This is a genomic window from Caecibacteroides pullorum (assembly GCF_019239235.1).
GTDB lineage: Bacteria > Bacteroidota > Bacteroidia > Bacteroidales > Bacteroidaceae > Bacteroides > Bacteroides pullorum.
On sequence record NZ_JAAZTS010000006.1, the window covers coordinates 38,790 to 64,642 of the forward strand.

The window sequence follows — 25,853 nt, forward strand, 5'->3', positions numbered from 1 at the left end:
TTTCTGACCTGTAAAATTGTGAATATCTTGATAGACAGATGTGGGTATGGTGTTGTAGAAAATAGCTCTCTTATAGGGATTTGTCGTGTGGGGGTATTGTATTATACCTCTTCTCTATTCATTGCATGGTATTCTATCAGACCGTTGATGGAAGTTTCTTCTATTGTTTTTAGGTCGATACCAAATTCTTTGGCTGTTTCACGTAACAACTCGGCATAATAGTGGGCGAGCGAGCCAACAAAGCGGACAGGGTAGTTTTGATAGTCGTATTGGCAGACATTGCGTGTAAAGAAGCTGCGTAGATTGCTGGTAATGAGGTTGTAGACGTAGTCTTCATTCAGATAGTCTGCTAAGAAATAAGAAACAGTGGCTAGAAAGCGGTTTGGGAAGGGACGGTTGTAAACAGACTCCATTACTTCGTTGGCGTTGATGCGGAACTTGTCGTAGAAATCATTCGTGATGTCTTTGGGAGCAAGGCCTTTTAATACGTCGGACAGAAAGTGCTTGCCCATAACAGCTCCACTGCCCTCATCTCCCAAGATGTAACCACCCGCTTTGACGTTTTTGGCAATGATTTTTCCATCATAGAAACATGAATTAGAGCCTGTTCCAAGAATGCATGCTATGCCTGCTTCACACTTGAAGAGGCCTCGGGCGGCAGCCAACAGGTCGCTTTCTACCTGGATGGGGGTCTTAAATTGGGCTACAAGTGATGCACCCAATATGTTTTTCTTTTCATGGGAGGAACATCCGGCTCCGTAAAAATATACCTGCTCCAATTTTTTCTTGAAAAATAGCTCAGGCAGTCCCAGCCGTACGCTTCGGCTGATCTCGCGTCGGGTTTGGAAGAAAGGGTTGAGGCCTTCAGTAAAGGCTCTTTGTATCAAGTTGTTATCCTCGACTAAAACCCACTCTGTCCGAGTTGAACCGCTTTCAGCTATTAATTTCATGGTATGGTCGTTTTAGATTTACGTACAAATATATAGTTTTTTTTAGATATTCCTATTCCTCTTTAAAGGTTTCTTTTCAAATTATAGGGATTCAAACTAAAAAACTCCCAGCTTCTTCGTGAGGAAAAGCCGGGAGCTTTTGAACTATTGCGATTTCTTTTAGAGGGCGTTCTCCTTGATCAGATATTCGGCAATCTGGACGGCATTCAGGGCGGCTCCCTTCTTGATTTGGTCGCCTACAATCCAGAAGGTCAGTCCGCAATCGTTGGTCAGGTCCTTGCGGATGCGGCCTACGTAGACGGGATCCTTGCCGGCCAAGAAGAGCGGCATGGGGTATTCCTTTTCGGCGGGGTTGTCCATCAGCACCAGTCCTTCGCCCTTGCTGAAAGCTTCGCGAGCCTCTTCGACGGAGATGGGGCGTTCGGTTTCCACCCAGATGCTCTCGGAGTGGGAGCGCAGGGCGGGTACGCGGACGCAGGTGGCGCTCACCTTGACGTCGGAGTGCATGATTTTGCGCGTTTCGTTGTACATCTTCATCTCTTCCTTCGTATAGCCGTTGTCGGTGAAGACATCAATCTGAGGGATGAGGTTGAAGGCCAGCTGGTAGGCGAATTTCTCGACGGTGACAGGTTCGCCGGCCAGCACCTGGCGGTATTGGGTGTACAGCTCGTCCATGGCGGCGGCTCCGGCACCGCTGGCTGCCTGATAGGTGGCTACGTGTACGGTCTTGATGTGCGAAAGCTGTTCGATGGCTTTCAGGGCAACGACCATCTGGATGGTAGTACAGTTGGGGTTGGCGATGATGCCGCGCGGACGGTCCTTGGCGTCGGCGGCGTTGACTTCGGGCACTACCAGGGGTACGTCGGCGTCCATGCGGAAGGCGCTGGAGTTGTCTATCATCACGGCTCCGTATTTGGTGATGGTTTCGGCGAACTCTTTCGATGTGCCTGCGCCTGCGGAAGTGAAAGCGATGTCCACACCTTTAAAGTCATCGTTGTGCTGCAAGAGTTTGACCTCGATCTGTTTGCCGCGGAAGGTATATTTGGTACCGGCGCTGCGTTTAGAACCGAACAAAACTAACTCGTCCAACGGGAAATTTCTTTCATCGAGCACACGCAGGAATTCTTGTCCCACGGCTCCGCTTGCTCCAACAATTGCTACTTTCATTTCTTTTTCTTTGTTTTAAGTGGTTTATAAAAAAGTCAATTCAAGGCGCAAATTTACAACATTCTGCGATTATAACCACAGAAGTCGTTTTTATTTTTTGATAAAAACATACCTTGCTTGTAGGGACTTCTGGCGGCGGGTGACGGAAAACATTGCTTTCGTCCTTGGAAAACGGTGCTTTCGCCTTCGGAAAGCATCGCTTTCCATCAAAGAAAAGAGGGCGTTTTCCTGAAAGTAGGTGGAGCGGGTGGTAGGAAGTGAAAAGTTTTTTGCTATTTTTGCACAAGAATTTTAAATGACGCAAGCCTATGAACTGGTTAGACCTCAGTTTGAAACTTCCCATAACCGACCCTACATGGATTTTCCTCCTTGTACTGCTCATCATTTTGTTTGCGCCTATCCTACTGACCAAGTTGCGCATCCCCCACATCATCGGCATGATTCTAGCCGGACTGGCCATCGGTGAGCATGGGTTCAACATCCTGGTGCGCGACAGCAGTTTCGAGCTTTTTGGCAAGGTAGGTGTTTACTATATCATGTTTCTGGCGGGCTTGGAGATGAACATGGCCGACTTCAAGAAGAACCGTGGCAAAGCGGTGGCGTTGGGCTTGCTGGCTTTCATCATCCCCATCAGCATCGGTATGGTGACCAATGTGCTCTTGCTCAAGTACAGCCTCATCACTTCTATCCTGCTGGCCAGTATGTATGCCTCGCATACGCTGGTGGCCTATCCTATCGTCATCCGTTACGGCATCTCGCGCCAGCGTAGTGTGAGCATCGCCGTGGGCGGTACGGCCGTCACCGATACGCTGACGTTGCTCGTGCTGGCCGTCATCAGCGGTGTGTTCAAGGGCGAGGCGGGCGGCCTCTTCTGGCTTTGGCTGGTGCTGCGCTTCGTGGTGCTGGCCATGCTCATTATGTACTTCCTGCCGCGCGTCGGGCGTTGGTTCTTCCGCCGCTACGACGATAATGTGATGCAATACATCTTCGTCCTGGCCATGGTGTTCCTCGGCGCGGGACTGATGGAACTCATCGGCATGGAAGGCATCCTGGGGGCTTTCCTCGTAGGTCTGGTGTTGAACCGTCTCATTCCCCACGTGTCGCCGCTGATGAGCCATCTGGAGTTTGTGGGCAATGCGCTGTTCATCCCCTATTTCCTGATAGGCGTGGGCATGCTGATTGATGTCAAAGTCATCTTTGGCGGCGGTGATGCTCTGAAGGTGGCGGGCGTGATGATTGTGGTGGCGTTGGGCGGCAAGTGGATTGCTTCGTGGCTGACGCAGAAGATATACCGCATGTCGGTACTCGAACGCGAACTGATGTTCGGCCTGAGTAACGCACAGGCGGCGGCTACGCTGGCGGCGGTGCTGGTGGGCTACAACATCATCCTGCCCGATGGTAGCCGTCTGCTCAACGAAGACGTGCTCAACGGCACGGTACTCCTCATCCTCGTCACCTGCATCGTCAGCTCCTTCACCACCGAGCGGGCGGCGCGCAAGATGGCCATGGGCGAGGCCCATCCTGAGGAAGACCGTTCGCGCGAGCCCGAAAAGATTCTGATACCTGTGGCCAATCCCAATACCATCGAATACCTGATGAACCTGTCGCTCGTCATCCGCGACCCCAAGCAGAAGGACAACCTGCTGGCTCTGAACGTCATCAACGATCACTCGGGCACCGAAGCCCTCGAGCAGCAGGGCAAGCGCTACCTGGAGCGTGCGGCCAAAATCACCGCTTCGGCGGGTGTGGAGCTGAAGTGCATCAGCCGCTACGACCTGAACATTGCCGCGGGCATCATTCACACAGCCAAGGAGCATGGAGCTACGGATGTCATCATCGGCCTCCACTGGAAGGTGAACATCGTGGATTCCTTCTTCGGTATGCTGACCGAGAGCCTGCTCAAAGGACTTCATCGCGAGGTGATGGTGGCCCGCTTCCTGATACCCATCAATACCCTGCGGCGCATCATCGTGGCCGTGCCGCCCAAGGCCGAATACGAGGCCGGCTTCCAGAAGTGGGTGGACCACTTCTGCCGCATGGGCACTACGCTGGGATGCCGCGTCCACTTCTTTGCCAACGAACAGACGGGCAACCTGCTTCAGGCCCTGGTCAAGAAGAAGCATAGCAATACACTGACCGAGTTCTCCCGCCTCGACGAGTGGGAAGACCTGCTGCTCCTGACCGGCCAGGTGAACTACGACCACCTGCTAGTGGTTATCAGCGCCCGCCGCGGCTCCATCTCCTACGACAGCTCGTTCGAGAAACTGCCCAGCCAGTTGGGCCGTTACTTCACGAATAACAGCCTCATCGTCCTGTATCCCGACCAGCTGGGCGACCCGCAGGATGCCTTGTCGTTTTCCAATCCGCAGGGCAGTAACGAGAGTCAGCACTACGAGAAGGTGGGCCGGTGGTTCTATAAATGGTTTAAAAAGGAAAACTGATGGAAGACTGGAAACAACGTACGCGCCTGCTGTTGGGCGAAGAAAAGAGTGAACGCCTGCGCCAGGCTCATGTACTGGTCGTTGGTGTGGGAGGTGTGGGAGCCTATGCGGCCGAAATGCTTTGCCGTGCGGGGGTAGGTCGCCTGACGCTGGTCGATGCCGACACCGTCCAGCCCACCAACATCAACCGCCAGCTTCCGGCCCTGCACTCCACGTTGGGGCAGCCCAAGGTCGAAGTCCTCGCCGCCCGTTTCCGCGACATCAACCCCGAGGTGGAGCTCACCGTCCTGCCCGTTTTCCTCAAGGACGAGAACATCCCCCAGCTGCTCGATGCCGCCCGCTACGACTTTGTGGTCGATGCCATCGACACCCTGGCCCCCAAATGCCACCTGATAGCCGAGGCCCTGAGGCGGCGCATCAAGATTGTATCCAGCATGGGCGCGGGCGCCAAGAGCGACATCACGCAGATACGCTTTGCCGATATCTGGGACACCTACCATTGCGGCCTGAGCAAGGCCGTGCGCAAGCGGTTGCAGAAGATGGGCATCCGTCACAAACTCCCCGTTGTGTTCAGCACCGAGCAGGCCGACCCCAAGGCCGTGCTTCTGACCGACGACGAACGAAACAAGAAATCGACCTGCGGCACGGTGAGCTACATGCCCGCCGTCTTCGGCTGTTACCTGGCGGAGTACGTCATCCGCCGGCTATAATAATAAAGAAGTTATGATACGACTCGAACAGATAACCAAAAGTTTTGGCAGCCTGCAAGTGTTGCGTGGCATCGACCTCGAGATACAGAAGGGCGAAGTGGTGAGCATCGTCGGCCCCAGCGGTGCTGGCAAGACGACCTTGCTTCAAATCATGGGTACGCTCGACCGCCCCGATACGGGTACGGTCTGCATCGACGGCGTGCGTGTCGACGGGTTGAAGGAGCGCGAGCTTTCCGCTTTCCGCAACCGCCGCATTGGTTTCGTCTTTCAGTTTCACCAGCTCCTGCCCGAGTTTACGGCCTTGGAGAATGTCATGATACCCGCCTTCATTGCCGGGCAGGGGCGGCACGAAGCCCAGGCTTCCGCCCTTGAGATGCTGACGATGATGGGCCTTGCCGACCGTGCCTCGCACAAGCCCAACGAGCTTTCGGGCGGCGAGAAGCAGCGTGTGGCCGTGGCGCGCGCTCTTATCAATCGGCCGGCCGTTGTGTTGGCCGATGAGCCATCGGGCAGCCTCGACACCCACAACAAGGCTGAATTGCATCAGCTTTTCTTCGACCTGCGCGACCGTCTGGGGCAGACGTTTGTCATTGTGACCCACGACGAAAGCCTGGCTTCCATCACCGACCGCACCATTCATTTGAAAGACGGAGAGGTCGTAGCAGACAATATTACTCAAAACTTAGGTAGTGTCCAATTCTCTCTAGGTCCTCTTGTGTAAATTCTTCATAGAGTACGAACGGCTTGAGGCTTTTCAGCGGACCGTGTTTGCGGCGGTATTCTATTAGTGCTTTTGCTTGATAGAAGTTGAGGTAAGGATGGCGGCGCAGGCGGTCCACGCTGACGCGGTTGACGGGGATGCGGCGGATGGCGGTGGTGTCGATACGGAACCAGTCGTTCAGTTGGCGATAATCGAGATTAATTTCTTCCAGCTGGCTGAGGCTATAGAAACCACCTAACTGCTGGCGATATCCGCTGATGAGACGTGCGATTCCACTTCCTATGCCAGGAATCTTTTTTAATTCGGTGGTATCGGCACGGTTCAGGTCGACCAAAGTACCAGGTGCGTATTTCAACGGCTTTGCCTGTTGGATGCTGTCCTTGTACTGTTTGGCCAAAAAGAGGGAAGGGTTATGGTCGGTACTGTCTGTGGCTGGAATGCGGATGTAGGGCCGTAATGTGTTGTATTGTTTTTCTGTCAGGCCGTATATCTTGCGGAAATCTTCTGTTCGGCGGAAGGAACCTCCCTTTTCGCGGTAACGCAGGATGTTACGGGCCATCCAGGCAGGAAGGCCCAGTTGGCGGAAAGTGGCTGAGTCAGCGGTATTGGGATTGAAGGGAACAAGTACGGGCGGCACGTCGTTTTCCTCTTTCCATGCTGTGTAGTGGGACTTACGGCTCTCCTTTTCCTCTTTTTCTTTTTCACGGATGGAAGCGCTGAAGGCTCTATATTCCTCCATCGCCTGTTGTTGTCTTAACTGGTCGTCAAATTTGTCTACCTGCTTTGATTTTAAATGAACGTATATCTCTCCTCCCAGGAAAAAGAGGAGGGAGATGCCCAGCAGCACCAGAATGCCTCGTCTTTCCCCTCGGGAGTAATAGAAAAATTCATTGAACCACTTTCGCATGAATTACCTTTTTTATTTTAGTAGTCCCAATTCATTAATGAAAATGAAGCCGATACCTATCGGGGCTATGTACTTCAGTAGGAATAGCCAGATACGATAGACTACTTTTGGCAGAGTACCGTTGTTACTTACCTCTTCCCATACGATACGTTTGTCCAGATACCAGCCAGTGAAGATGGCGATGAAAAAGCCGCCTAATGGGAGCATGATTTTGGCCGTCAGGAAGTCGAAGAGGTCGAACAGAGTTAGGCCGAAGATGGTCAGTTCTTTGCCTATACCCAGCGAGAGCGAGCAAAGTACGCCTAAGATAGTGCAGCCCACTGTTACCAATTTGGCAGCTCGTCCACGAGTTAGGTTGAACTCCTCGTGCAAGTAGGCTGTCACTACTTCGTGCAGGGAGATAGTCGATGTCAGTGCGGCCAGGGCAAGAAGCACGTAGAACATGATGGACAAGATGACTGCCAGCCAGGGCAGGTTGCCGAAGGCCTGCTGGAAGACGTTGGGCAGCGTAATGAATAGCAGGCTGGGACCTGCGTCGGGTTGGATGCCCACCGAAAAGGCGGCGGGAAAGATGATGAAACCAGCCAAGATGGCCACCATCGTATCGATCCATCCCACGTTGAGTGCCGTCTTGGGCAGGTTGGTGTCGTTGCGGAAATAGGAAGCATACGTACAGAGACATCCCATACCCAGCGAGAGCGAGAAGAAAGCCTGTCCCATAGCGCCCAGCAGCACGTTGCCGTTCACCTTGCTGAAGTCGGGTTTCAGCAGGAATTCGATGCCTGCCCCCGCACCTGGCAGGGATACGGAGCAGACGGCCAGTACGATGAGCAGCAGGAAGAGCATTGGCATCATGATTTTAGCTGACTTCTCAATGCCTTTTTCTACACCTTTCACAATGATGAAGTGGGTCATCAGCATGAAGACCGCCATCCATAAGGCCGGTCGCCACGGATGGGCGATGAAACCGTTGAACGAGGCGATAAAGTCGTTGGCCGACTGCCCAGCAAAGGCATTCATGCCTGCCTGTACAATGTACTCCAGTGTCCAGCCCGCCACCACCGAATAGTAGCCCAGGATCAGGAAACCTGCCAGCACACCCATGCGGCCCACCCAGCGCCAGTGGGTGCCGGGCGCCAGCTTCTGATAGGCGCCAGCCGTATTGGCCCGTGAGTGTCGTCCGATGGAAAATTCAGCTACCATGATGGGGATGCCGAAGAAAAGAACACATCCTAGATAGATCAGGATGAAGGCGGCACCGCCGTGGTTGCCCGTTTCAAAAGGAAAACGCCAGATGTTGCCCAATCCTACGGCCGAACCTGCCGAAGCCAGGATGACACCCAGCTTGCTTCCGAAGTTTGCTCTGTTGTTCTTTGTCATAAATCGTGGTTTTTTCTTTCATTTTGTTACTAATACCTGCAAGAAATCGCAAATATAGAAAATGTTCTGTACATTTGCATCTCGTATTGAAATATATTTGAATATGCTGTATTACATTCGTAAATATCCCGTTTCGCTTCTCATTATTTTGACGGTAATCTATTTGTCTTTCTTCAAGCCGCCCCAGACGGAGATGGAATCCATTCCTGGCATCGATAAAGTGGTGCATGTGTGTATGTACTTTGGAATGTCGGGTATGTTATGGCTGGAGTTTATACGGGCACATAAAAAAGCACGCGTACCGATGTGGCACGCGTGGTTGGGAGCCTGGCTCTGCCCCGTATTGTTCAGTGGGGCGGTAGAATTGCTCCAGGCTTATTGTACAACTTATCGAGGTGGAGACTGGTGGGACTTTGCTGCCAATACCTCAGGAGCTACGTTGGCATCGCTCATTGGCTGGTATTGGATGAGGCGTCATCCCTCTTTATAAATAGTCAACGACTGTGCTCAGTCGTATCCCGTTGGACCCCTTGATGAGAATGGTTTTTCCTGTCGGCTTTTCTTGCTTCAGCGCTTCAATGAGGGCGGGAGCGTCGGCATACGTCTCGTAGCTGTGGCGCGTGGCGGCAAACTGGCTGCCTACCAGGATAATGCGTTCGAAGTCGCATTCTTCCAAGTAATCCACAATCTTCTGATGTTCCTCTGCGCTGTCTTGTCCCAGCTCGCGCATGTCGCCCAAGATGGCTACCTTGTGAACCACCTCCATTTGTCGGAAGTTGGTCAGCGAGGCCATCATGCTTGTGGGGTTGGCGTTGTAGGCGTCGATGATGAGGGTGTTGTCGGCCGTCTGCTTCAGTTGCGAGCGGTTGTTTTGGGGCGCATATTCCGTCAGAGCCTGGTCAATCAAGGCGTCATCCACGTCGAAATAAGTGCCTATGGTGACGGCAGCTAGTGCGTTGGGCAGGTTGTAGCTGCCTATCAGTTGGGTTTGGACTTGATGCGTTTCAGTTTCTCCCTGTTTTTTCCATGCAAAGGCTAGGAAAGGCGAGCAACTGGTCAGCTGGCCAGAGATATAGTTGGTGTCTCCTTCGCCGTAGGTCACGTGCGGCAGGCCTGCGGCCATCTTTGTCAGATAGGGGTTGTCGGCATGCAGGAAGATGACGGGAGCGGGCAGCTTGCGCAACCAGTCGTAGAGTTCGCCCTTGGTGCGCATTACGCCTTCGAACGAGCCGAAGCCTTCAAGGTGTGCCTTTCCTACGTTTGTGATGAGGCCCATGTCAGGCTCAGCTATCTCCACCAGCTCGTGGATGTCGCCTGGATGGCTGGCACCCATCTCGACGACGGCCAGTTCGTGCTCGGGCTTGAGGCGGAGCAGGGTGAGAGGCACGCCAATATGGTTGTTCAGGTTGCCTTCCGTGTAGAGCAGATGGTAGCGACGGCTCAGTACGGCGGCTATCAGTTCCTTGGTCGTGGTCTTGCCGTTGGTGCCAGTGATGCCGATGATGCGTGTACCCAGCTGGCGGCGGTGATGGCGGGCCAGGCGCTGGAGCGTCAGCAGGCAGTTGTCGGTCAGCAGGTAACGGTTGTCGCCAGGCACGAGATATTCGGCTTCGTCGATGACGGCGTAGGCACATCCGCTTTCTAATGCCTTGGCGGCAAAGGCGTTGCCGTTAAATGTGTCTCCCTTCAGGGCAATGAAGAGGGAGCCTTTGGGACAATGACGGCTGTCGGTCGTCACGCCGTTACATTGGTTGAATATCTGGTAAAGAGTCGAAATTTCCATATCTTTTCTGTTTTTGTGATTGACGGCTACAAAGGTAGTTTTTAATTAAGAAACGAGAATAGGGAAAGGAAAATTTTAGTCGCAAACATTTTTCCTTTTTTGGTGTTACTTATGCATGTGTTTTTTCTGTATATTCGCCCTGAATTCAGGAAATAATCATTATTGAAGTCAAACCAAATAAAATTGTAGAGTATGATGTTTTCATTATTGAGTGCCGCGTCTGTTATCAACGTGGAGAATTTGCTGGACCGCTTGCTGAATTATGGTATCGAGCTGGGTAAGAGCCTGCTGGCCGCTTTGGTCATCTATATCGTCGGCCGCTTCATCATCAAGTACATCCTGCGTTTCATCACTTCCCTGATGGTAAAGCGCAAGGTGGAAGTCAGTGTGCAGACCTTTCTGCGGAGCTTGCTGAAGATTGTATTGAACCTGATACTGGCCTTTGCCATCATCAGCAAGTTGGGTGTCGAGACTACCAGCTTTGCTGCCCTGTTGGCCTCCGCGGGTGTTGCCATCGGTATGGCTCTGTCGGGCAATCTGTCCAACTTTGCGGGCGGACTGATTATTCTCGTCTTCAAGCCTTTCAAGGTGGGCGACTATATCGACGCTCCTGGCGGAAGTGGTACGGTTAAGGAGATTCAGATTTTCCATACGCTGATTGCCACGACGGATAATCGCATGATCTACATCCCCAATGGTTCGCTTAGCAGCAATGCCGTGACCAACTACAACAAGCAGGAGACACGTCGTCTGGAGTGGGTTTTCGGCGTGGAGTATGGTGAAGACGTTCAGAAGGTGCGTGCCGTCCTCCAGCGAATCGTTGATGCCGACCCGCGTATCCTGACTACACCTGCTCCGATGATCGTGTTGAAGACACTGAATGCCAGCAGTGTGGATGTCATGGTTCGTGTCTGGACGAAGACAGAAGACTATTGGGACGTGATGTTCGAAGTGAACGAGCTCGTCTATGACACTTTCAACAAGGAAGGTATCGGCTTCCCCTTCCCACAACTCACAGTACATCAGGCAAAGGATTGAAACTAAGTTTGTCGCATCTGTATGGGGCGCGGAGTGTTCGGATGGTTATCTATCCGCATACTCCGTGTCTGTTTGTAGAGGTTGCTATGCTTTTGGTTTTTTAAAGCAATGCTTTCCTGGTCGTAAAGCATTGCTTTAACGCCTTTAAAACGGTGCTTTATTTTGGAAGAAGATATTTTAGTGAAACAGAAAGTGGGTAACCGAAAATAATGGGACGATTTTGCGGTCGTGCCTTTCTTTTTGTTTACATTTGCAGGGATTAATTGTAGAAAGACGATTTCCATGAATCAGGAACAAACGAAATACTTGAATGTCAACGGCCGGCTGCTCGATCTCTCGACGCCTTGTGTGATGGGTATTCTGAACGTGACGCCCGACTCCTTCTATAGTGGGAGCCGTATGCAGACGGAGGGGGAGATAGAAACTCGCGTACGACAGATTTTGGAGGAGGGAGCGGCCATCATCGATGTGGGTGCCTATTCTTCGCGTCCTAATGCCGATCACGTGTCGGCCGAGGAGGAGATGAATCGTTTGCGCCTGGGGTTGGACGTGTTGCGCCGCACGGCTCCCGATGCCATCGTGTCGGTCGATACCTTTCGGGCAGATGTGGCGCGGATGTGTGTCGAAGAGTATGGCGTGGCTATCATCAACGACATCGCGGCGGGTGAGATGGATGCCGACATGTTCAGTACGGTAGCCGAATTGAATGTCCCCTACATCATGATGCATATGCAGGGAACACCCCAAAACATGCAGCAACATCCTCACTACGACAACCTGTTGCGCGAGGTCTTCCTGTACTTTGCCCGCAAGGTGCAGCAGCTGCGCGACTTGGGTGTGAAGGATATCGTGCTCGACCCTGGCTTCGGCTTTGGCAAGACGTTGGAGCATAACTACCAGCTGATGGCCCATCTGGAGGAATTCCGCCTCTTCGAACTGCCTTTGTTGGTGGGCGTGTCGCGCAAGTCAATGATCTACCGCTTGCTGGACACGACACCTCAGGAGGCCTTGAACGGCACGACTGTACTCCATACGTTGGCTCTGATGAAGGGGGCCGATATCCTGCGTGTGCACGACGTCCGCCAGGCCGTCGAGACGGTGAAGATTGTCGAGGCGATGAAGGCGGCGTCAGTTGGCGATTAGAATATAGTTTTATCATTATTTATATCGTATAGATTGTGTTTTTCGAGTTTGGCATAAAAGACTTTATAGACATCTTGTCGGTGGCTTTCCTGCTGTACTACAGCTACAAGCTGATGAAGGCGTCGGGGTCCATTAATATCTTTACAGGTATCCTGGTGTTCATCCTGATTTGGCTGGTAGTGTCGCAGGTGCTCGAGATGAAGCTGCTCGGCTCCATCTTTGATAAGTTGGTCAGTGTGGGAGTGCTGGCCTTGATTGTGCTCTTTCAGGAGGAGATCCGTCGTTTCCTCGTGACGCTTGGCTCGCACCATCATGCCAGTGCGCTGGTACGCTTCTTCACAGGTAATAAGAAAGATGGTATGGAGCACGAAGACATCATGCCTATCGTGATGGCTTGCATCAGTATGGGCAAGCAAAAAGTGGGTGCATTGATTGTCATCGAGCGCGATATGCCGCTGGACGACGTGGTGCGTACGGGCGATGTGATAGATGCCAACATCAACCAGCGGCTCATTGAGAACATCTTCTTCAAGAACAGCCCCCTGCACGATGGAGCGATGGTTATCAGTAAACAACGTATCAAGGCGGCTGGTTGTATTTTACCTGTGTCTCACAACTTGGACATCCCTAAGGAGCTGGGCTTGCGCCATCGGGCGGCGATGGGTATTTCGCAGGTGTCCGACGCACACGCCATCATTGTGTCCGAAGAGACAGGCGCTATCTCCGTGGCCCACAAGGGGCAGTTCTACCTCCGTCTGAATGCCGAAGAGCTGGAGCGTCTGCTGACGAAAGATAATTGATAATGGTGAGCTTAATTTTCCATTAGTTAAGCATCAGGCTCATGTAAGGATGCTGGGGAGCCAGTATCTTTGTGGTGAGCTCAGAGATCGTAAGTGCCAGATGGCTGCCCGTCAGTCGTTTGGCACTTTTCATACAGTGCCCATTGTTTAGGTAGTAATAGCCGTTGTTCACGTCGAGCTGTTCATCTGTAATGGTAAGATTCCATTCGATGTTCGGATGGGTGGCGGCGAAGAGTTGAAGGACAGCATGGACGTCGATGATACGGGCCATGCCCAGCTTTTCCCCTTCCCTTTCTTTGGAAACAGGACAAAGCAGACGCAGGTTGGTTTGCCCATTCATCTGGCAAATATGCTGAAGCAGAAGGCGGGCTTCTTCTTCCGAGTCGGCCAGCAGTTCGCCTACCAGCAGACCGTTTGGTTCGTCTGGATAAACGAAAGCCATAGCAGCTGTGGCATCGTATTGTTGCATCGGATGCAGAAGATAAATATGGCCGCCGCTCAATCGCAGGTCGGCTAGGATTACTTTGAAATCTTCCGCTGTATGCTGGATACAGCAGGGGCGGTGCTGCATCTTTTGTTCGAAGCAGGCGTAGAGTTGTGGATCGAAACTATCTGTAATTGTAATTGAATAGTCGGATGTCAGGATGGAATCGGCATCTTTGGTGAAGATATCAGTCTGCACATGAAAGACAGGAGCATATCCACTACGTGTATAGTAATCGAAGAGCCAGGGCTCGGCAGGAATGAGCGTGGACAATAGTACACCCTGAGTGTGCATTCGTCCAAAGGACTCGGCCAGCAATTCACGCATGACGCCTTTACCTCGGAAATCAGGATGAGTGCATGCTCCCGATATATAGGAAGTGTCTATCGTTTTTCCACAGAAAGTCATGGGATAGGGAAGCATCTGCAAGGCTGCAATGACAGATTCGCCGCTTGGGATGGCTATATTAACCTCATTGCTGTATCTCATCCGAAAATACAAGTCAGTGAAGGCGGGACTGTCATGGAAGCATCGTTCCCATAGTTGTCTGACTTTCTCTTTCATGATGCTATGCTTACCATTTGATAGGTTCTACAGGCTCGTCGCGAAGGCAGGCGGTGTATTTCTCCAGAATAATGGCAGGCTGATAAGACAACTTGGCCTTACGTAGTCCTTCGATGCCTAGGTCTTCTTCGCGATTGATGTAGACGTATTGTTCGGGGATGTGATTGGCAAATTCATAATTGATCATGGCGTACGAACCTTCAATACGAGTATCTGCCTTTTCCACATGTACGCCGAAGGTGTCTTGGTTGATGGGCATGCCAAACGTAAAAGCTGCGATACGTCCGTCTACGTGTAGAATACCTCCTGTCAGACCCAATTCCTCGAAGTGGTGGAGAGCGTAGACCAGTGCCCGCCGTTCGTTACCCGTTCCTTCATGTTGGTCGCAGTTGTTGGCCTTGCACCATTCGGCTTCCAGTTCGAGGCATTCCTGAATGCGGTCGGGGGTGATGGGAGTATATTCGTAGTTGGGATACATCCGCTTGAACTTATTCACATGGTTGCGCTTGGGTTGGAATTTTTTTCCTGCCAATGTCGCCAAGTCTGTACGCAGATACAGATAGTCTGCATAATCGCGGTCGGCTGTAAACAGGAAGCGACCGGGCATTAAAGCCTCCAGCTCTTCACACATGTCTGTACAGATACCTAGCAGGCAGAAAGGTGCCTTTTCTTCATGAGCATCTTGTATCATAGCCTCCAGCACTTGACCCAGGTTGCCTTGTCCGATAGGCATCATGTATACCAATTCGCCTTCAGCCCAGAACTTCAGTAGCAGATAACCGTTCAGGACAGCAAACTGGGTGTTGTATAGAAAACGCCAGCTGCATAGATTCGAGAATGACAGATCACAGTTTCTTCTTAAACTGTGTTGTGTAAAGGAGGTTATTAATTCTTTGTCCTTGGGGGTGATATCTTTAAAGTCAATCATAACCGTTTGTTGTAAGGGGCCTGTTATTAGAATGACAAAGATAGGAAGATTTTGCTAAAGTAGTCCCAGAAGCCTTAAAATTGTAGGAGTAAATAATGCGGTAAAGATGCCGTTTAGGGTCAGGCCTAAGCTAGCAAAAGCGCCGTATTTTCGGCTGACTTCCATCGCTGTTGAGGTGCCGACGGCATGGGCAGCTGTTCCCAAAGACAATCCTTGCGCCATTGGACTTCCAATATGAGTCAGTCGCATGGTCTTGAAGCCTAATATTCCTCCCAGCAAGCCGACGCAGACTACTACGGCAGCCGTAAGCGAGGGAATACCGCCCACCGATTTGGTTACTTCCATCGCAATGGGGGTAGTGACAGATTTGGGGGCTAGAGAATAGATGATTTCATCAGAGGCTCCCATCCATTTGGCAATTAATACGACAGATACCACACCCACGATACAGCCGGCCAGCTGGGATAATAGGATAGGCAACAGTTGTTTTTTGATTGTTTCCAATTGCAGATAGAGGGGGACTCCTAAAGCTACAACGGCAGGTTTCAACCAAAATTCAATGAGATGTCCGCCTTGATTATAGGTCTCATAACTGATACCTGTCATTTTCAGAAACAAGATAAGCAGGGCAATGGTTAGCAATATGGGGTTGAGCAACATGATGCCTGTCTTTTTCTGCAACAGCTTGGCGAAGAAAAAGATGCCGAACGTGATGGCTAGCAAGAAAAATTCGTTTTCCAGGAAGTTCATTTGATTTTACGTGTTAATTGGTGAACCCATCCAGTGACTACTATTACCAATAGGGTGCTGACGAGCGAGGCGGTGACGATGGGCCAGAATTCAGCCGCAATAACGTTGAAGTACAGCATCAGTGCCACGCCTGGCGGCACGAAGAAGAAACCAAGGTTAGCAACCAGAAAGTCGGACATACCTTGTACCCAATGTAATTTGATCCAACCTAACTTGAGGAATAGGGTAAGTAACAGCATGCCGATGATGCTTGACGGAAGTTTGATGCCTGTTAACCAGACAATCAGTTCACCCAAAGCCAAACATCCGAAAAGAATGGCACATTGACGAATCATAACTAAAAAACTAATACCTTATGTTATTCTATTGAAAACGGGTGCAAAGGTAGTCATTCTGCTTATAGAGTGTACTCATCTGCTGTATTTTCTTCTGGTTGGTTTAGGGATACAAGGCATTGGAAAGGATTGTAGTGTTAAATATTATAATAATTAGATTCCCACTGGCAAATATTCTCGGAATTGCAATGTGGATATTGCAAAATTGTGTATTTTTGCAGCGTGATAAACACGTTTTACCGACTATTAATCCACAATCTTAATATATCATGCAAAGATTAATTAATGAAATTCTTGAACGCGCGAAGGCTGATCGCCAACGCATTGTTCTTCCCGAAGGTACTGAAGAACGTACTTTAAAAGCCGCTAATCAAATTTTGACAGACGGAATTGCTGACCTGATTCTTTTGGGCAATCCTGATGAGATCCATGCTTGTGCCAAAGAATGGGGATTAGGCAATATTAGTAAAGCTACTATCATTGATCCTGCCAATCATCCGAAACAGGAAGAGTATGCACAGCTGTTGTGTGAGCTGCGTAAGAAGAAAGGCATGACCATTGAAGAAGCTCGCAAACTGGTGCTCGATCCGCTCTATTTAGGTTGCCTTATCATTAAGAATGGTGATGCCGATGGCCAGTTGGCGGGTGCTCGTAATACAACAGGCGACGTGTTGCGTCCTGCTTTGCAGATTATTAAGACAGCTCCGGGCATTACATGCGTGTCTGGTGCTATGTTGCTGTTGACTCATGCTCCTGAGTATGGTAAGAACGGTATTCTGGTGATGGGTGATGTTGCTGTAACTCCGGTACCCGATGCTTCACAATTGGCTCAGATTGCTGTATGTACTGCACGTACTGCACGCGCTGTTGCCGGTCTTGATCCGAAAGTTGCTTTGTTGAGCTTCTCAACGAAGGGCTCGGCTAAGCATGAAGTCGTAGACAAGGTTGTTGAGGCTTTGAAGATCGCTAAGGAAATGGCTCCTGATATTGCCATTGACGGCGAATTGCAGGCAGATGCAGCTCTGGTTCCTGAAGTAGGTGCCAGCAAGGCTCCCGGATCGTCCATTGCCGGACATGCCAACGTATTGGTTGTGCCGAGTCTTGAAGTAGGTAACATTTCTTATAAGCTGGTACAACGCTTGGGACATGCCGATGCTGTAGGTCCGATCCTTCAGGGTATTGCACGTCCGGTGAACGACCTGTCACGCGGATGTTCTATCGAAGATGTATACCGTATGATTGCCATTACAGCCAATCAGGCTATTGCAGCAAAAGCCAATAAATGATTAACCTTAAATAGAAAGTAAGATTATGAAAGTTTTAGTTCTCAACTGCGGTAGTTCGTCTATCAAATATAAATTGTTCGATATGGACCATAAAGCTGTCATTGCACAGGGTGGTATTGAGAAAATCGGTCTGCCTGGTTCATTTCTGAAGTTGACTTTACCGAATGGTGAAAAGAAAATTCTGGAAAAAGATATTCCAGAACATACGGTAGGTGTAGAGTTCATTCTGAATACTCTCATCTCACCTGAGTATGGTGCTATCAAGTCGTTGGATGAAATCAATGCTGTTGGCCATCGTATGGTACATGGCGGTGAGAAGTTCAGCAAGTCTGTTCTGCTGACCCAAGAAGTGCTCGATGCCTTTACTGCTTGCAATGATTTGGCTCCGCTGCACAATCCGGCAAATCTGAAAGGTGTTCATGCGATCGATGCTATTCTGCCGAACGTACCTCAGATCGGTGTATTCGATACGGCTTTCCATCAGACGATGCCTGATTATGCTTACATGTATGCCATTCCTTACGAACTTTATGAGAAGTATGGTGTACGTCGTTATGGTTTTCACGGAACTTCTCACCGTTATGTGTCAAAACGTGTATGCGAGTTCCTGGGTATTCAGCCCGAAGGCACAAAAATCATCACTTGCCATATCGGTAATGGTGGATCTATCTCGGCAATCAAGGATGGTAAATGTGTAGATACCAGTATGGGACTTACTCCGTTGGAAGGCTTGATGATGGGTACACGTAGTGGTGACATCGATGGTGGTGCTGTAACATTCATTATGGAAAAAGAACATCTGGACGCTGCCGGTGTATCTAACCTGCTCAACAAGAAGAGTGGTGTGATGGGTATCTTTGGCAAGTCGAGCGATATGCGTGACTTGGAGAATGCCGTAGCTGCAGGTGATCCGAAAGCTATTCTGGCAGAAAATATGTACTTCTATCGCATTAAGAAATACATTGGTGCTTATGCTGCTGCTTTGGGTGGTGTTGATGTCATTGTCTTTACAGGTGGCGTAGGCGAAAATCAGGCTTCAGCTCGTTGGGGTGCTTGCTCTGGTTTGGAATATATGGGTGTGAAACTGGATGCTGAAAAGAATAAGGTACGTGGTGAGGAAGCGGTTATTTCGACCGACGATTCGAAAGTTAAGGTAGTTGTAATTCCTACTGACGAAGAACTGATGATTGCTTCTGACACCATGGCTATTTTGAACAAAGAAGCATAAATCGATTTTACTAATCGTGTTAGAGAGGATGTATCCTGATGGATGCATCCTCTTTTTTTTAACATAATCTTCATTTTCTGACGGAGGAGATTTCTTATCTTTGTCCAGTCAAAAGAAGTAATATCCATTAAAATAATATAGTATCATTATGAAGAGATTGACTTATTTGTTACTGTTTGTCCTGATGGCAAGTATGACGTATGCCCAGCAGGCCAAGTATGTATTCTTCTTTATCGGTGACGGTATGGGAGTGAATCAGGTGAATACCACTGAAATGTTTCAGGCTGAAATGGAAAATGGACGTATCGGTACTCAGAAGCTTTTGTTCGGCTCGTTTCCTGCTGCCGGTATTGCTACATCTTATTCTGCTAGTAATTCGGTAACAGACTCTTCGGCAGGCGGTACTGCGTTGGCTACAGGCTCGAAGACCTATAACGGTGCCATCGGTGTAGGCGTTGATAAAGAACCTCTGGAAAGTGTGGCTTATAAGGCTAAAAAGAGTGGAAAGAAGGTTGGTGTTGTCACCACGGTTAGTGTAGACCATGCTACGCCGGCAGCTTTTTATGCACATCAGCCCGATCGTAACATGTATTATGAGATTGCTTTGGAATTGCCTAAGAGCGGTTTCGATTTTTTTGCCGGTGCTGGTTTCTTGAAGCCTGCGACGACTTATGACAAGCAGGAAGCTCCTTCTATTTATCCTATCATGGAAGAGGCCGGTTATACCATTGCACGTGGATTGAAAGAGTATGAAGAAAAAGTTGCTTCTGCTAAAAAAATGATACTCCTTCAAGCCGAAGGAGCTTCAGCGGATTGTCTGCCTTATGCCATTGACCGTAAAGATGGTGATTTGGCTTTGGCGGATATTACGAAAAATGCGATAGATTTTCTGACTAAGGATAATAACAAGGGATTTTTCCTGATGTTGGAAGGCGGAAAGATAGACTGGGCTTGCCACAGCAACGATCCAGCTACAGTCGTGAAGGAAGTGATCGACATGGACAATGCAATTCGTGTGGCATACGAATTCTATCAGAAACATCCGAAGGAAACCCTGATTGTCGTATCTGCTGATCATGAAACTGGTGGCTTGGGTATGGGTACCGGTACATACACACTGAACCTGAAAGCGTTGGATTATCAGAAACAGTCTGTTGATTTATTGTCGCGTGCCATGACCGATTTGCGCAAAGCTAAAGGCAACAAGGTGACATGGGAAGAAATGAAGGCTTTGTTGACGGAGCGTATGGGCTTTTGGAAAGATCTGGAACTGACTTGGGAGCAAGAAAGACTGTTGCGTGACGAGTTCGAAAATTCGTTTGTAAAGAATAAGGTCGTTTTTGAGGAAAGTCTTTATTCCAAGACCGAACCCTTGGCTGCAGCAGCCAAAAAAGTAATGAGTCAGATCGCTCATTTGGGATGGACCAGTGGAAGTCATACGGCAGAGTATGTTCCTGTTTATGCCATAGGAGCCGGATCTCAATTATTTATGGGTAAGATGGATAATACGGATATTCCCAAACGCATAGCCAAGGCTGGAAGATACAAATAGCATAATAATTATATGTTTGTTTCATGTAACACTGCATGTCCCTGAAAGAGAAATCAGACAGGGAAACATGCAGTGTTTTTTTGTTGTTACAGATTTGCCTCGGCCACTACCTGCCCGTCGAACAGGTTGATGATACGGTCGGCAAAGCCGGCATCGTGCTGCGAGTGCGTCACCATGACGATGGTAGTACCCTCCTTGTTCAGCTCCTTCAGCAGATCCATCACTTCCTTACCGTTCTTCGAGTCGAGGTTACCGGTCGGTTCGTCGGCCAGAATCAGTTTCGGGTTGGCCACTACGGCACGGGCAATGGCCACACGCTGCTGCTGACCACCGGAGAGCTGCTGCGGGAAGTGCTTGGCACGGTGGCTGATGGCCATGCGCTCCATTGCCTGCTCGATGCGTTGCTTGCGTTCGCTGGCAGGCACGCCCATGTAGAGTAGTGGCAGTTCGATGTTCTCATACACGTTCAGCTCGTCAATCAGGTTGAAGCTCTGAAATACGAAGCCGATGACACCCTTGCGCAGACTGGTGCGCTGGGCTTCGGTGTACTTCGACACTTCCGTGCCGTTCAGGTAATATTCTCCCGCCGTGGGGTTGTCCAACAGGCCCAGGATGTTGAGCAGGGTGGACTTACCGCAACCCGACGGTCCCATGATGGCTACAAATTCGCCTTCGTTCACTTCGATGTTCACATTGTTCAAGGCCAATGTCTGTACTTCTTCCGTACGGAATACTTTCTGCAAGTTTACTGTCTTGATCATAATCTTAAAGTTTTGTGTCTTTCCCGTTCAGGTGGGGAAAGACGGGTTAAATATACTGGTTAATTTATAATTATCAGTTCTTCAATGTTCTCTTTTTTATTCCCTCTTCATCACCTCCGCCGGATTGACCTGCGACGCCCGGCGTATCTGCCACAGCACGGTGAGCAGGGCGATGACGGCCACTATCACACCTGCCACGAGGAAAATCCACAGCGAGAGCGGGGCATGATGGGGGAAGTCCTCCATATAGCGGTGGATGGCGACGTAGGCAACAGCGGCACCCGTCACGAAGGCAGCTCCCAGCAAGACGAAGTACTTGCGCAGCAGCAGGCGGCAAATGTCGGCCACCTGTGCACCATGCACCTTGCGAAGGGCTATCTCGCGGTAGCGCTGGCGGATGTCGTAGAGCGACAGACCGAACAGTCCCAGACAAGAGATACCGATGGCTATCAGGGCAAAAGTAATGACGATGCGCGTCACCTTCCGGTCATCCTCGTGCAGGCGGGCTATCTCGTCCGTGATGAACGAATACTCAAAGTCGCCCCTACCCACAGCTTCCTGGTAGAGGTCGCTGAGGAAGGCGATGGCTTCCTTCCGCTTGCCGGGGGCGATGGAGAGGAACGTGAAGTCGCGCCAGCCGTCTTGATAAATGAAGACAACCGGCTGGTTCCCGCCCGACAAGTGGCCGGTGCGGAAATCGTCCACCACGCCTATGATGTCGTAGGAGGGTACCTTGTTCCAGTCGTCACCCGAACGGTACCAGAAGCGTTGGTTCGGCGTGACCTTCTCCGTCCGCCAGTCCCGGATGTGCAGGGCCTGGAGAAAAGCCCGGTTGGCTATCAGCTTGCAGGCATATTCGTCCTCGTCCTCGTTCCATCCCCGGCCTTCCAGCAGCCGGAAGCCGAAGAAGTCCATGTATTCACGCGAAGCCCAGAGGTAGCAGGCCTCCACTTCCTGACCGTCGTCCGTACGGAAGCGGGTATCCGGTTGCAGATTGTAGGGCGGGATGCCATAAGTCATCCCCGTAAACAAGGGTGACTCCCCGATGCGTTTTTCCAGCAGGGCAAAGGCGGCCTCCTTCTTCTTCGTCTCCTGTTGTCTGATTTCCCAGTCGTTTGTGGCTGCCGGATTCTCTTTCCAGAACGGGCACTGAATGATGTCCTCCGTGCGGTAGCCCACGTCCGTATGCAGCAGGAACTGCAAGTGGCGGCTCAGGTAGATGGCGGCCACCGTCAGGCAGAAGGCGATGACGTATTGCAGGAAGAGGAACACCGTGCGCGAGCGGGTTGCCTTACCTCCTACCCCCACCTGGCTGAGCGAACGCATGGGTGCGGCATGCGCATAGCGCCAGTAAGGCGGCAGCATGGTGAAGAGCGGCAGCAGGAACAGTACAGCCGCGGACAGCAGCAGGTCGAAGCGCAGCTCGCCCTGTACGGGGATGTCGAACCACGCGTCCACCAACCGCCGCGTCACCTCTACCAGCAGCCAGGCCAGGAAGACGACCGCCGCGTTCAGGCAGACATTCTCCGCATAGAGCTGGAGGAAGATTTGTCCCTTGCCGGCTCCCAACACCTTCTTCATGCCCAGTTCGCGTCCCCGCTTCAGCATCACGACCGAATAGAGGTTCATGTAGTTGAGCAGGCCCACCAGCAGAATCAGCCCCGCCACCAGTCCGAGCAGTCGGAGCACGTCCGGCCGGCCCTGGGTTACCGAGTCGGCATAAGCAGATATCTGTCTGCTCAGGTAGAAGTCCTTGAGCGGGACGAGCTGGTAATAGACGGCCTGTTGCCCATAGCATAACAGTTTCATGGGCGTGCGGTTGGCCCGGTTTATCTCGTCCCCGTCCTCCGGACGATGCAGGCGTACCACTTCGTAGGCCACCCGGCTCCAGTCCTTCATCAGGTACACGGACAAGACGACATCGAACTGGAAAGAGGACTTCGTGGACGGCTCCTTCAGGATGCCTGCCACACGGACGGGTTTGCCCGACGACGTAACCAGCTCCTTGCCCACCGCATGCTCGGTCCCGAATATCCGCAGGGCGGCCTGTGGCGTCAGCAGGGCTTCGTCGGGTTTCAGTTGCAGGCTGCCTTCCTTGCAGCCGTAAGGTATCAGGTCGAAGAACAGGCTGTCCACCACCATGGTGTTTACCGCATAACGATAGTCGTCCTTCGTCACAAAGTCATCGTCAAACATCATAAACCGGCTGAACGCCTCCACTGCCGGATGATCCAGCGGATTGCGGTAATTGGGGTCGTTGTTCCGGTCCCCGCTCTCGCCCAATGACCCTCTCGGTTCTCCTTCCTTGAAAACGGCTGTCAGGAAGGTCCGGTCGGCCTCGGGCACAAAATGATTGACGGTACGCTCCTGGTGGATGTAGCGCACCAGCACAAAGACACAACCCAAGCTCAGGGCCAGTCCCAGCACATTGATGGCGGTGTAGGTCCTGAAGCGCAGGATGGTACGGATGGATAAGAGTAATGCTTTCATATATTCATTATTTATTCATTCTTCATCGCCTCCACCGGCTTCACCCGGCTCAGCATCCAGCCTTGCAGGCAGACGATGAGGGCCGACACGCCCCACACCACAACCAACGGCCACACAAAGATACCAACCGAGAGTGAGGCACGGTAGGCAAACTGCTCCAGCCAGCGTTGCATCAGCCACCAGGCGACGGGCATGGCCAGCACGTAGGCCACTGCGGCGTAGAGGCAGAAGGGCTTGTTGAGCAGCCAGATGATCTGTCCGCGCGTGGCGCCGTGCACCTTGCGGATACTGATTTCGCGTATCCGCTGGCGGGTGGCATACCAGGCGATGCCGAACAGGCCGAAGCCCGTCAGCAGCAAGCCGATGAGGGCGTAGAACGTCAGGATGCGCGACAGCGAAAGCACCTTCCCGTTACGCTTCATGAAGTCCTGGTGCATGTCCGTGTATTGGAAGGGTTGGCCGGGATGAAGCTCGTCCCACACGGCTTCAATCTGTTGTAGTGTCTCCGCACGGTTTTCGGGGCGCAGGCGGATTTGTACATAAAATCCTTTTTGTAAATCATTTGTTGAAAGCAGCTTGATAATAAGCGGCGTTACAGATTCTTCCAACGAGTTTACAGGAAAGTCACGTGCCACGCCAGCTATCACCGCTAAGCTGTCAGACGCCTCCGCATCAAATTCACGCAACGAATGACCGATAAACTCTGTACCCGCAGGTATCAGCAAACGGACAAAACTTTCGTTTACCAGTATCGGGCGGGCTTGCCGATCCAGCAGACGGTCCGGCCGGTCACCACTCAACTGTTCGATACGTATGGTACCAAGCAAGGTCGAATCGCCTTCCAACGTCAGCAGGTTTGTACGTACTTCTTCGCCACCGGCGGTCTGAATACTCAGCTGGCGTATCCAGGCATTCAATATGGATGATTTCGAAAGGGTCATAGACTCAATATTCCTGACCCGTTTTTCCAACTCGGCTTTGAAGGGTGCCAGTGGGGCGCCAAACGCATCCCCTATCTCGATGCAGTTCTCGTAGCGCGAGGCCTGCCGTTCAGTCAGGGACATCTGGTTGCGCGCCACGAGGGTGGCCAGCAGCAGGCCGATGGAGATGGCAAACTGAACCGTCACCAGCACGGCCACGAAGCGCTGCTTGCGTCGTCCGCCATAAAGCGTGCGGTACTGGCTGAACGACAGGCGCGACAGGCGGCGGCTGATGTACCAGGCCGGTATGACGGACATCACCAGAATGAACACCAACAGCCAGGGCAGCATCTGGCTGCTGAAGAAGAAGCCCATCGTGAGCCGCGAGCCAAGCAGGCCGTTGAACACCGCCAGGCAGTCGTTCACCAGCAGGATGGAGAGGAGGAACGCCAGCACCACCGTCAGGAAGGCGTCGCCGAAGAGTTGCAGGCGGATGTTGCGCAGCGTGCTGCCCATCAGCTTCTCCACGTGGATCATGCGGAGCTGTTGCAGCAGGCGCGAGAGACTCATGTTGGTGTAGTTGCAGCAGGCGATGACCAGTATCAGCACCGCCGCCAGCAGACTGATGTAGAGCGTCTGCACGGGCGTCTGGCTGATGTAGCTGAGGACTTGCTGCGAAGCGTCGTCGGGCGTGGTGAAGCAGACGGCTTCCAGCGGGTCGAGGTAATACTTCGTCTGGTCGGGCAGCATGGTGGGCACCTTGTCGGCGTTTATCTTGTCGGCCAGGCGGGCGGCGTTTGTTCCTTTCGAAAGCTTCAGCAGCGTCGGGCCGCCCCAGTAGTTGGCGGCCGAAGCCGTCAGCATGTCGAAGCGCAGGAGCGACTGCTCACGTTCCTTGAGCACCGCCGCCACTTCGTACGTCTGCCTGTCCCCGCCTTCCATCTGTACCTCGATGTGCTGTCCCACGGCCTCCCTGCTTCCGAAGAGCTTGCGGGCACAGGCTGCACTCAAGGCCACTTTGTTCGGCTGGCGAAGTGCCTGCTCCAGGTTTCCTTCCGCCGCACGGTAGTCGAAGAAACGGGTCAGCGTCGTGTCGGTCGAGAGGACGATGAAGTTGCTTTCCACCTTCTGCCCGTCCACCTTGCAGCTGAGCAGGTGCAGCGTGCCCATGCGCAGGTAGTCTTCCACTTCGGCATAGCTGTTCTTCAGCCGCTGGGGGATTTCGGCAGCGGCGTAGGCCACGCGCTTTCCTTCAGTCATCGGGTCGTCCTGCCGCAGGAAGACGATGCGGTCGCGGTCGGGGTTGCGCCCCTCCAGCCCGTGTTCATGTACGAAATACGTCATCAGCAGATTGGTACATGCCAACCCCAAGGCCAAACTGGCTACGGAGACGAGGAAGAACACCTTGTTCCGCCACCAGCTCCTGAGAATCATTTTCAGTGTTACGTTCAGTATCATAGTCGTTATTGTAATATGTTGTTATTCAGTCGTTAATCAGTTTATTTTTGTTTATCC

The 25,853-nt window shown here is 51.7% G+C and carries 22 protein-coding genes; 10 read left to right on the forward strand and 12 right to left on the reverse strand.

What is annotated here, in order from left to right; genetic code table 11:
• Window positions 1-101: 101 nt before the first annotated feature.
• Both HF894_RS06225 and HF894_RS06230 read right to left on the reverse strand, forming a co-directional pair.
• Window positions 102-950 carry a hypothetical protein gene (locus tag HF894_RS06225; protein WP_075318349.1) on the reverse strand — a complete coding sequence of 283 codons (849 nt, stop codon included), beginning with the start codon at window positions 948-950 and terminating at the stop codon, window positions 102-104.
• Between the two features lie 159 nt (window positions 951-1,109).
• Complete coding sequence (locus HF894_RS06230) at window positions 1,110-2,117, reverse strand: aspartate-semialdehyde dehydrogenase (RefSeq protein ID WP_204971462.1); 1,008 nt, start codon at window positions 2,115-2,117, stop codon at window positions 1,110-1,112.
• 308 nt (window positions 2,118-2,425) lie between these two features.
• Between HF894_RS06230 and HF894_RS06235 the strand changes: the two genes are divergently transcribed.
• The 3 genes from HF894_RS06235 to HF894_RS06245 are packed head-to-tail and all read left to right on the forward strand — an operon-like array spanning window position 2,426 to window position 5,989.
• Complete coding sequence (locus HF894_RS06235; RefSeq protein WP_204971463.1) at window positions 2,426-4,558, forward strand: cation:proton antiporter; 2,133 nt, start codon at window positions 2,426-2,428, stop codon at window positions 4,556-4,558.
• Entirely contained in the window at window positions 4,558-5,268 is a 711-nt protein-coding gene (locus tag HF894_RS06240; protein WP_072546681.1) for a tRNA threonylcarbamoyladenosine dehydratase, read from the forward strand. The genes HF894_RS06235 and HF894_RS06240 overlap by 1 nt, the downstream gene beginning before the upstream one ends.
• Window positions 5,269-5,281: 13 nt before the next feature.
• Window positions 5,282-5,989, forward strand: a complete 708-nt coding sequence (locus HF894_RS06245; RefSeq protein WP_204971464.1) for an ABC transporter ATP-binding protein — start codon at window positions 5,282-5,284, stop codon at window positions 5,987-5,989.
• Here HF894_RS06245 and HF894_RS06250 read toward each other — a convergent pair.
• The gene (locus HF894_RS06250) at window positions 5,940-6,896 is read right to left on the reverse strand and encodes a ComEA family DNA-binding protein (protein WP_204971465.1); all 957 of its coding nucleotides are present in this window, start codon (window positions 6,894-6,896) and stop codon (window positions 5,940-5,942) included. The genes HF894_RS06245 and HF894_RS06250 overlap by 50 nt on opposite strands.
• Window positions 6,897-6,908: 12 nt before the next feature.
• Entirely contained in the window at window positions 6,909-8,276 is a 1,368-nt protein-coding gene (locus HF894_RS06255; protein WP_204971466.1) for a sodium-dependent transporter, read from the reverse strand.
• A 103-nt stretch (window positions 8,277-8,379) separates the two neighbouring features.
• On the opposite strand from HF894_RS06255, the gene HF894_RS06260 reads away from it, so the two are divergent.
• The gene (locus HF894_RS06260) at window positions 8,380-8,766 is read left to right on the forward strand and encodes a VanZ family protein (RefSeq protein WP_204969889.1); all 387 of its coding nucleotides are present in this window, start codon (window positions 8,380-8,382) and stop codon (window positions 8,764-8,766) included.
• Here the strand turns inward: HF894_RS06260 and HF894_RS06265 are convergent.
• Window positions 8,761-10,059 (reverse strand): UDP-N-acetylmuramoyl-tripeptide--D-alanyl-D-alanine ligase, encoded by a 1,299-nt coding sequence (locus HF894_RS06265; RefSeq protein ID WP_204971467.1) that lies wholly within the window; start codon window positions 10,057-10,059, stop codon window positions 8,761-8,763. The genes HF894_RS06260 and HF894_RS06265 overlap by 6 nt on opposite strands.
• A 192-nt stretch (window positions 10,060-10,251) precedes the next feature.
• Between HF894_RS06265 and HF894_RS06270 the strand changes: the two genes are divergently transcribed.
• The 3 genes from HF894_RS06270 to cdaA all read left to right on the forward strand — a co-directional run bounded on the left by HF894_RS06270 (window position 10,252) and on the right by cdaA (window position 13,040).
• A complete protein-coding gene (locus tag HF894_RS06270) occupies window positions 10,252-11,097 on the forward strand; it encodes a mechanosensitive ion channel family protein (protein WP_204969887.1) in 846 nt (281 codons plus the stop codon).
• Window positions 11,098-11,379: 282 nt separating this feature from the next.
• Complete coding sequence (gene folP, locus HF894_RS06275) at window positions 11,380-12,240, forward strand: dihydropteroate synthase (protein ID WP_204971468.1); 861 nt, start codon at window positions 11,380-11,382, stop codon at window positions 12,238-12,240.
• Between the two features lie 35 nt (window positions 12,241-12,275).
• The gene (cdaA, locus tag HF894_RS06280) at window positions 12,276-13,040 is read left to right on the forward strand and encodes a diadenylate cyclase CdaA (RefSeq protein WP_204969885.1); all 765 of its coding nucleotides are present in this window, start codon (window positions 12,276-12,278) and stop codon (window positions 13,038-13,040) included.
• A 22-nt stretch (window positions 13,041-13,062) separates the two neighbouring features.
• On the opposite strand, the gene HF894_RS06285 is transcribed toward cdaA, so the two are convergent.
• From HF894_RS06285 to HF894_RS06300, 4 genes are read right to left on the reverse strand one after another with little or no spacing between them, the layout of a single operon-like run.
• Window positions 13,063-14,091 carry a GNAT family N-acetyltransferase gene (locus HF894_RS06285; RefSeq protein WP_204971504.1) on the reverse strand — a complete coding sequence of 343 codons (1,029 nt, stop codon included), beginning with the start codon at window positions 14,089-14,091 and terminating at the stop codon, window positions 13,063-13,065.
• A 7-nt stretch (window positions 14,092-14,098) separates the two neighbouring features.
• Window positions 14,099-15,016: a DUF2156 domain-containing protein gene (locus tag HF894_RS06290; RefSeq protein ID WP_021846865.1), complete on the reverse strand. Its 918-nt coding sequence runs from the start codon at window positions 15,014-15,016 to the stop codon at window positions 14,099-14,101.
• A 54-nt stretch (window positions 15,017-15,070) separates the two neighbouring features.
• On the reverse strand, window positions 15,071-15,766 hold the full coding sequence (locus HF894_RS06295; protein WP_204971469.1) for an LrgB family protein: 696 nt from the start codon (window positions 15,764-15,766) through the stop codon (window positions 15,071-15,073).
• Window positions 15,763-16,101, reverse strand: a complete 339-nt coding sequence (locus tag HF894_RS06300) for a CidA/LrgA family protein (protein WP_021846863.1) — start codon at window positions 16,099-16,101, stop codon at window positions 15,763-15,765. The genes HF894_RS06295 and HF894_RS06300 overlap by 4 nt, the downstream gene beginning before the upstream one ends.
• A 269-nt stretch (window positions 16,102-16,370) precedes the next feature.
• On the opposite strand from HF894_RS06300, the gene pta reads away from it, so the two are divergent.
• The 3 genes from pta (at window position 16,371) to HF894_RS06315 (ending at window position 20,167) form a co-directional block, all read left to right on the forward strand.
• Window positions 16,371-17,387: a phosphate acetyltransferase gene (gene pta / locus HF894_RS06305; RefSeq protein WP_021846862.1), complete on the forward strand. Its 1,017-nt coding sequence runs from the start codon at window positions 16,371-16,373 to the stop codon at window positions 17,385-17,387.
• Window positions 17,388-17,412: 25 nt separating this feature from the next.
• Window positions 17,413-18,615 (forward strand): acetate kinase, encoded by a 1,203-nt coding sequence (locus tag HF894_RS06310; RefSeq protein WP_204971470.1) that lies wholly within the window; start codon window positions 17,413-17,415, stop codon window positions 18,613-18,615.
• Between the two features lie 148 nt (window positions 18,616-18,763).
• A complete protein-coding gene (locus HF894_RS06315; RefSeq protein ID WP_204971471.1) occupies window positions 18,764-20,167 on the forward strand; it encodes an alkaline phosphatase in 1,404 nt (467 codons plus the stop codon).
• A gap of 86 nt (window positions 20,168-20,253) precedes the next feature.
• Here the strand turns inward: HF894_RS06315 and HF894_RS06320 are convergent, their stop codons facing one another.
• From HF894_RS06320 to HF894_RS06330, 3 genes are all read right to left on the reverse strand, one after another.
• Window positions 20,254-20,928, reverse strand: coding sequence for an ABC transporter ATP-binding protein (locus HF894_RS06320; protein WP_204971472.1), 675 nt, complete (start codon window positions 20,926-20,928; stop codon window positions 20,254-20,256).
• A gap of 96 nt (window positions 20,929-21,024) precedes the next feature.
• The gene (locus HF894_RS06325; protein ID WP_204971473.1) at window positions 21,025-23,418 is read right to left on the reverse strand and encodes an ABC transporter permease; all 2,394 of its coding nucleotides are present in this window, start codon (window positions 23,416-23,418) and stop codon (window positions 21,025-21,027) included.
• A gap of 11 nt (window positions 23,419-23,429) precedes the next feature.
• Window positions 23,430-25,796 carry an ABC transporter permease gene (locus tag HF894_RS06330; RefSeq protein WP_204971474.1) on the reverse strand — a complete coding sequence of 789 codons (2,367 nt, stop codon included), beginning with the start codon at window positions 25,794-25,796 and terminating at the stop codon, window positions 23,430-23,432.
• Between the last annotated feature and the right edge of the window lie 57 nt (window positions 25,797-25,853).

What these genes read in the sequence shown, in the direction of transcription:
- HF894_RS06225 (WP_075318349.1), bottom strand. Translation starts at nt 950, where the DNA reads ATGAAATTAATAGCTGAAAGCGGTTCAACTCGGACAGAGTGGGTTTTA.
- HF894_RS06230 (WP_204971462.1), bottom strand. Translation starts at nt 2,117, where the DNA reads ATGAAAGTAGCAATTGTTGGAGCAAGCGGAGCCGTGGGACAAGAATTC.
- HF894_RS06235 (WP_204971463.1), top strand. Translation starts at nt 2,426, where the DNA reads ATGAACTGGTTAGACCTCAGTTTGAAACTTCCCATAACCGACCCTACA.
- HF894_RS06240 (WP_072546681.1), top strand. Translation starts at nt 4,558, where the DNA reads ATGGAAGACTGGAAACAACGTACGCGCCTGCTGTTGGGCGAAGAAAAG.
- HF894_RS06245 (WP_204971464.1), top strand. Translation starts at nt 5,282, where the DNA reads ATGATACGACTCGAACAGATAACCAAAAGTTTTGGCAGCCTGCAAGTG.
- HF894_RS06250 (WP_204971465.1), bottom strand. Translation starts at nt 6,896, where the DNA reads ATGCGAAAGTGGTTCAATGAATTTTTCTATTACTCCCGAGGGGAAAGA.
- HF894_RS06255 (WP_204971466.1), bottom strand. Translation starts at nt 8,276, where the DNA reads ATGACAAAGAACAACAGAGCAAACTTCGGAAGCAAGCTGGGTGTCATC.
- HF894_RS06260 (WP_204969889.1), top strand. Translation starts at nt 8,380, where the DNA reads ATGCTGTATTACATTCGTAAATATCCCGTTTCGCTTCTCATTATTTTG.
- HF894_RS06265 (WP_204971467.1), bottom strand. Translation starts at nt 10,059, where the DNA reads ATGGAAATTTCGACTCTTTACCAGATATTCAACCAATGTAACGGCGTG.
- HF894_RS06270 (WP_204969887.1), top strand. Translation starts at nt 10,252, where the DNA reads ATGATGTTTTCATTATTGAGTGCCGCGTCTGTTATCAACGTGGAGAAT.
- folP (WP_204971468.1), top strand. Translation starts at nt 11,380, where the DNA reads ATGAATCAGGAACAAACGAAATACTTGAATGTCAACGGCCGGCTGCTC.
- HF894_RS06290 (WP_021846865.1), bottom strand. Translation starts at nt 15,016, where the DNA reads ATGATTGACTTTAAAGATATCACCCCCAAGGACAAAGAATTAATAACC.
- HF894_RS06295 (WP_204971469.1), bottom strand. Translation starts at nt 15,766, where the DNA reads ATGAACTTCCTGGAAAACGAATTTTTCTTGCTAGCCATCACGTTCGGC.
- HF894_RS06300 (WP_021846863.1), bottom strand. Translation starts at nt 16,101, where the DNA reads ATGATTCGTCAATGTGCCATTCTTTTCGGATGTTTGGCTTTGGGTGAA.
- pta (WP_021846862.1), top strand. Translation starts at nt 16,371, where the DNA reads ATGCAAAGATTAATTAATGAAATTCTTGAACGCGCGAAGGCTGATCGC.
- HF894_RS06310 (WP_204971470.1), top strand. Translation starts at nt 17,413, where the DNA reads ATGAAAGTTTTAGTTCTCAACTGCGGTAGTTCGTCTATCAAATATAAA.
- HF894_RS06315 (WP_204971471.1), top strand. Translation starts at nt 18,764, where the DNA reads ATGAAGAGATTGACTTATTTGTTACTGTTTGTCCTGATGGCAAGTATG.
- HF894_RS06320 (WP_204971472.1), bottom strand. Translation starts at nt 20,928, where the DNA reads ATGATCAAGACAGTAAACTTGCAGAAAGTATTCCGTACGGAAGAAGTA.
- HF894_RS06325 (WP_204971473.1), bottom strand. Translation starts at nt 23,418, where the DNA reads ATGAAAGCATTACTCTTATCCATCCGTACCATCCTGCGCTTCAGGACC.
- HF894_RS06330 (WP_204971474.1), bottom strand. Translation starts at nt 25,796, where the DNA reads ATGATACTGAACGTAACACTGAAAATGATTCTCAGGAGCTGGTGGCGG.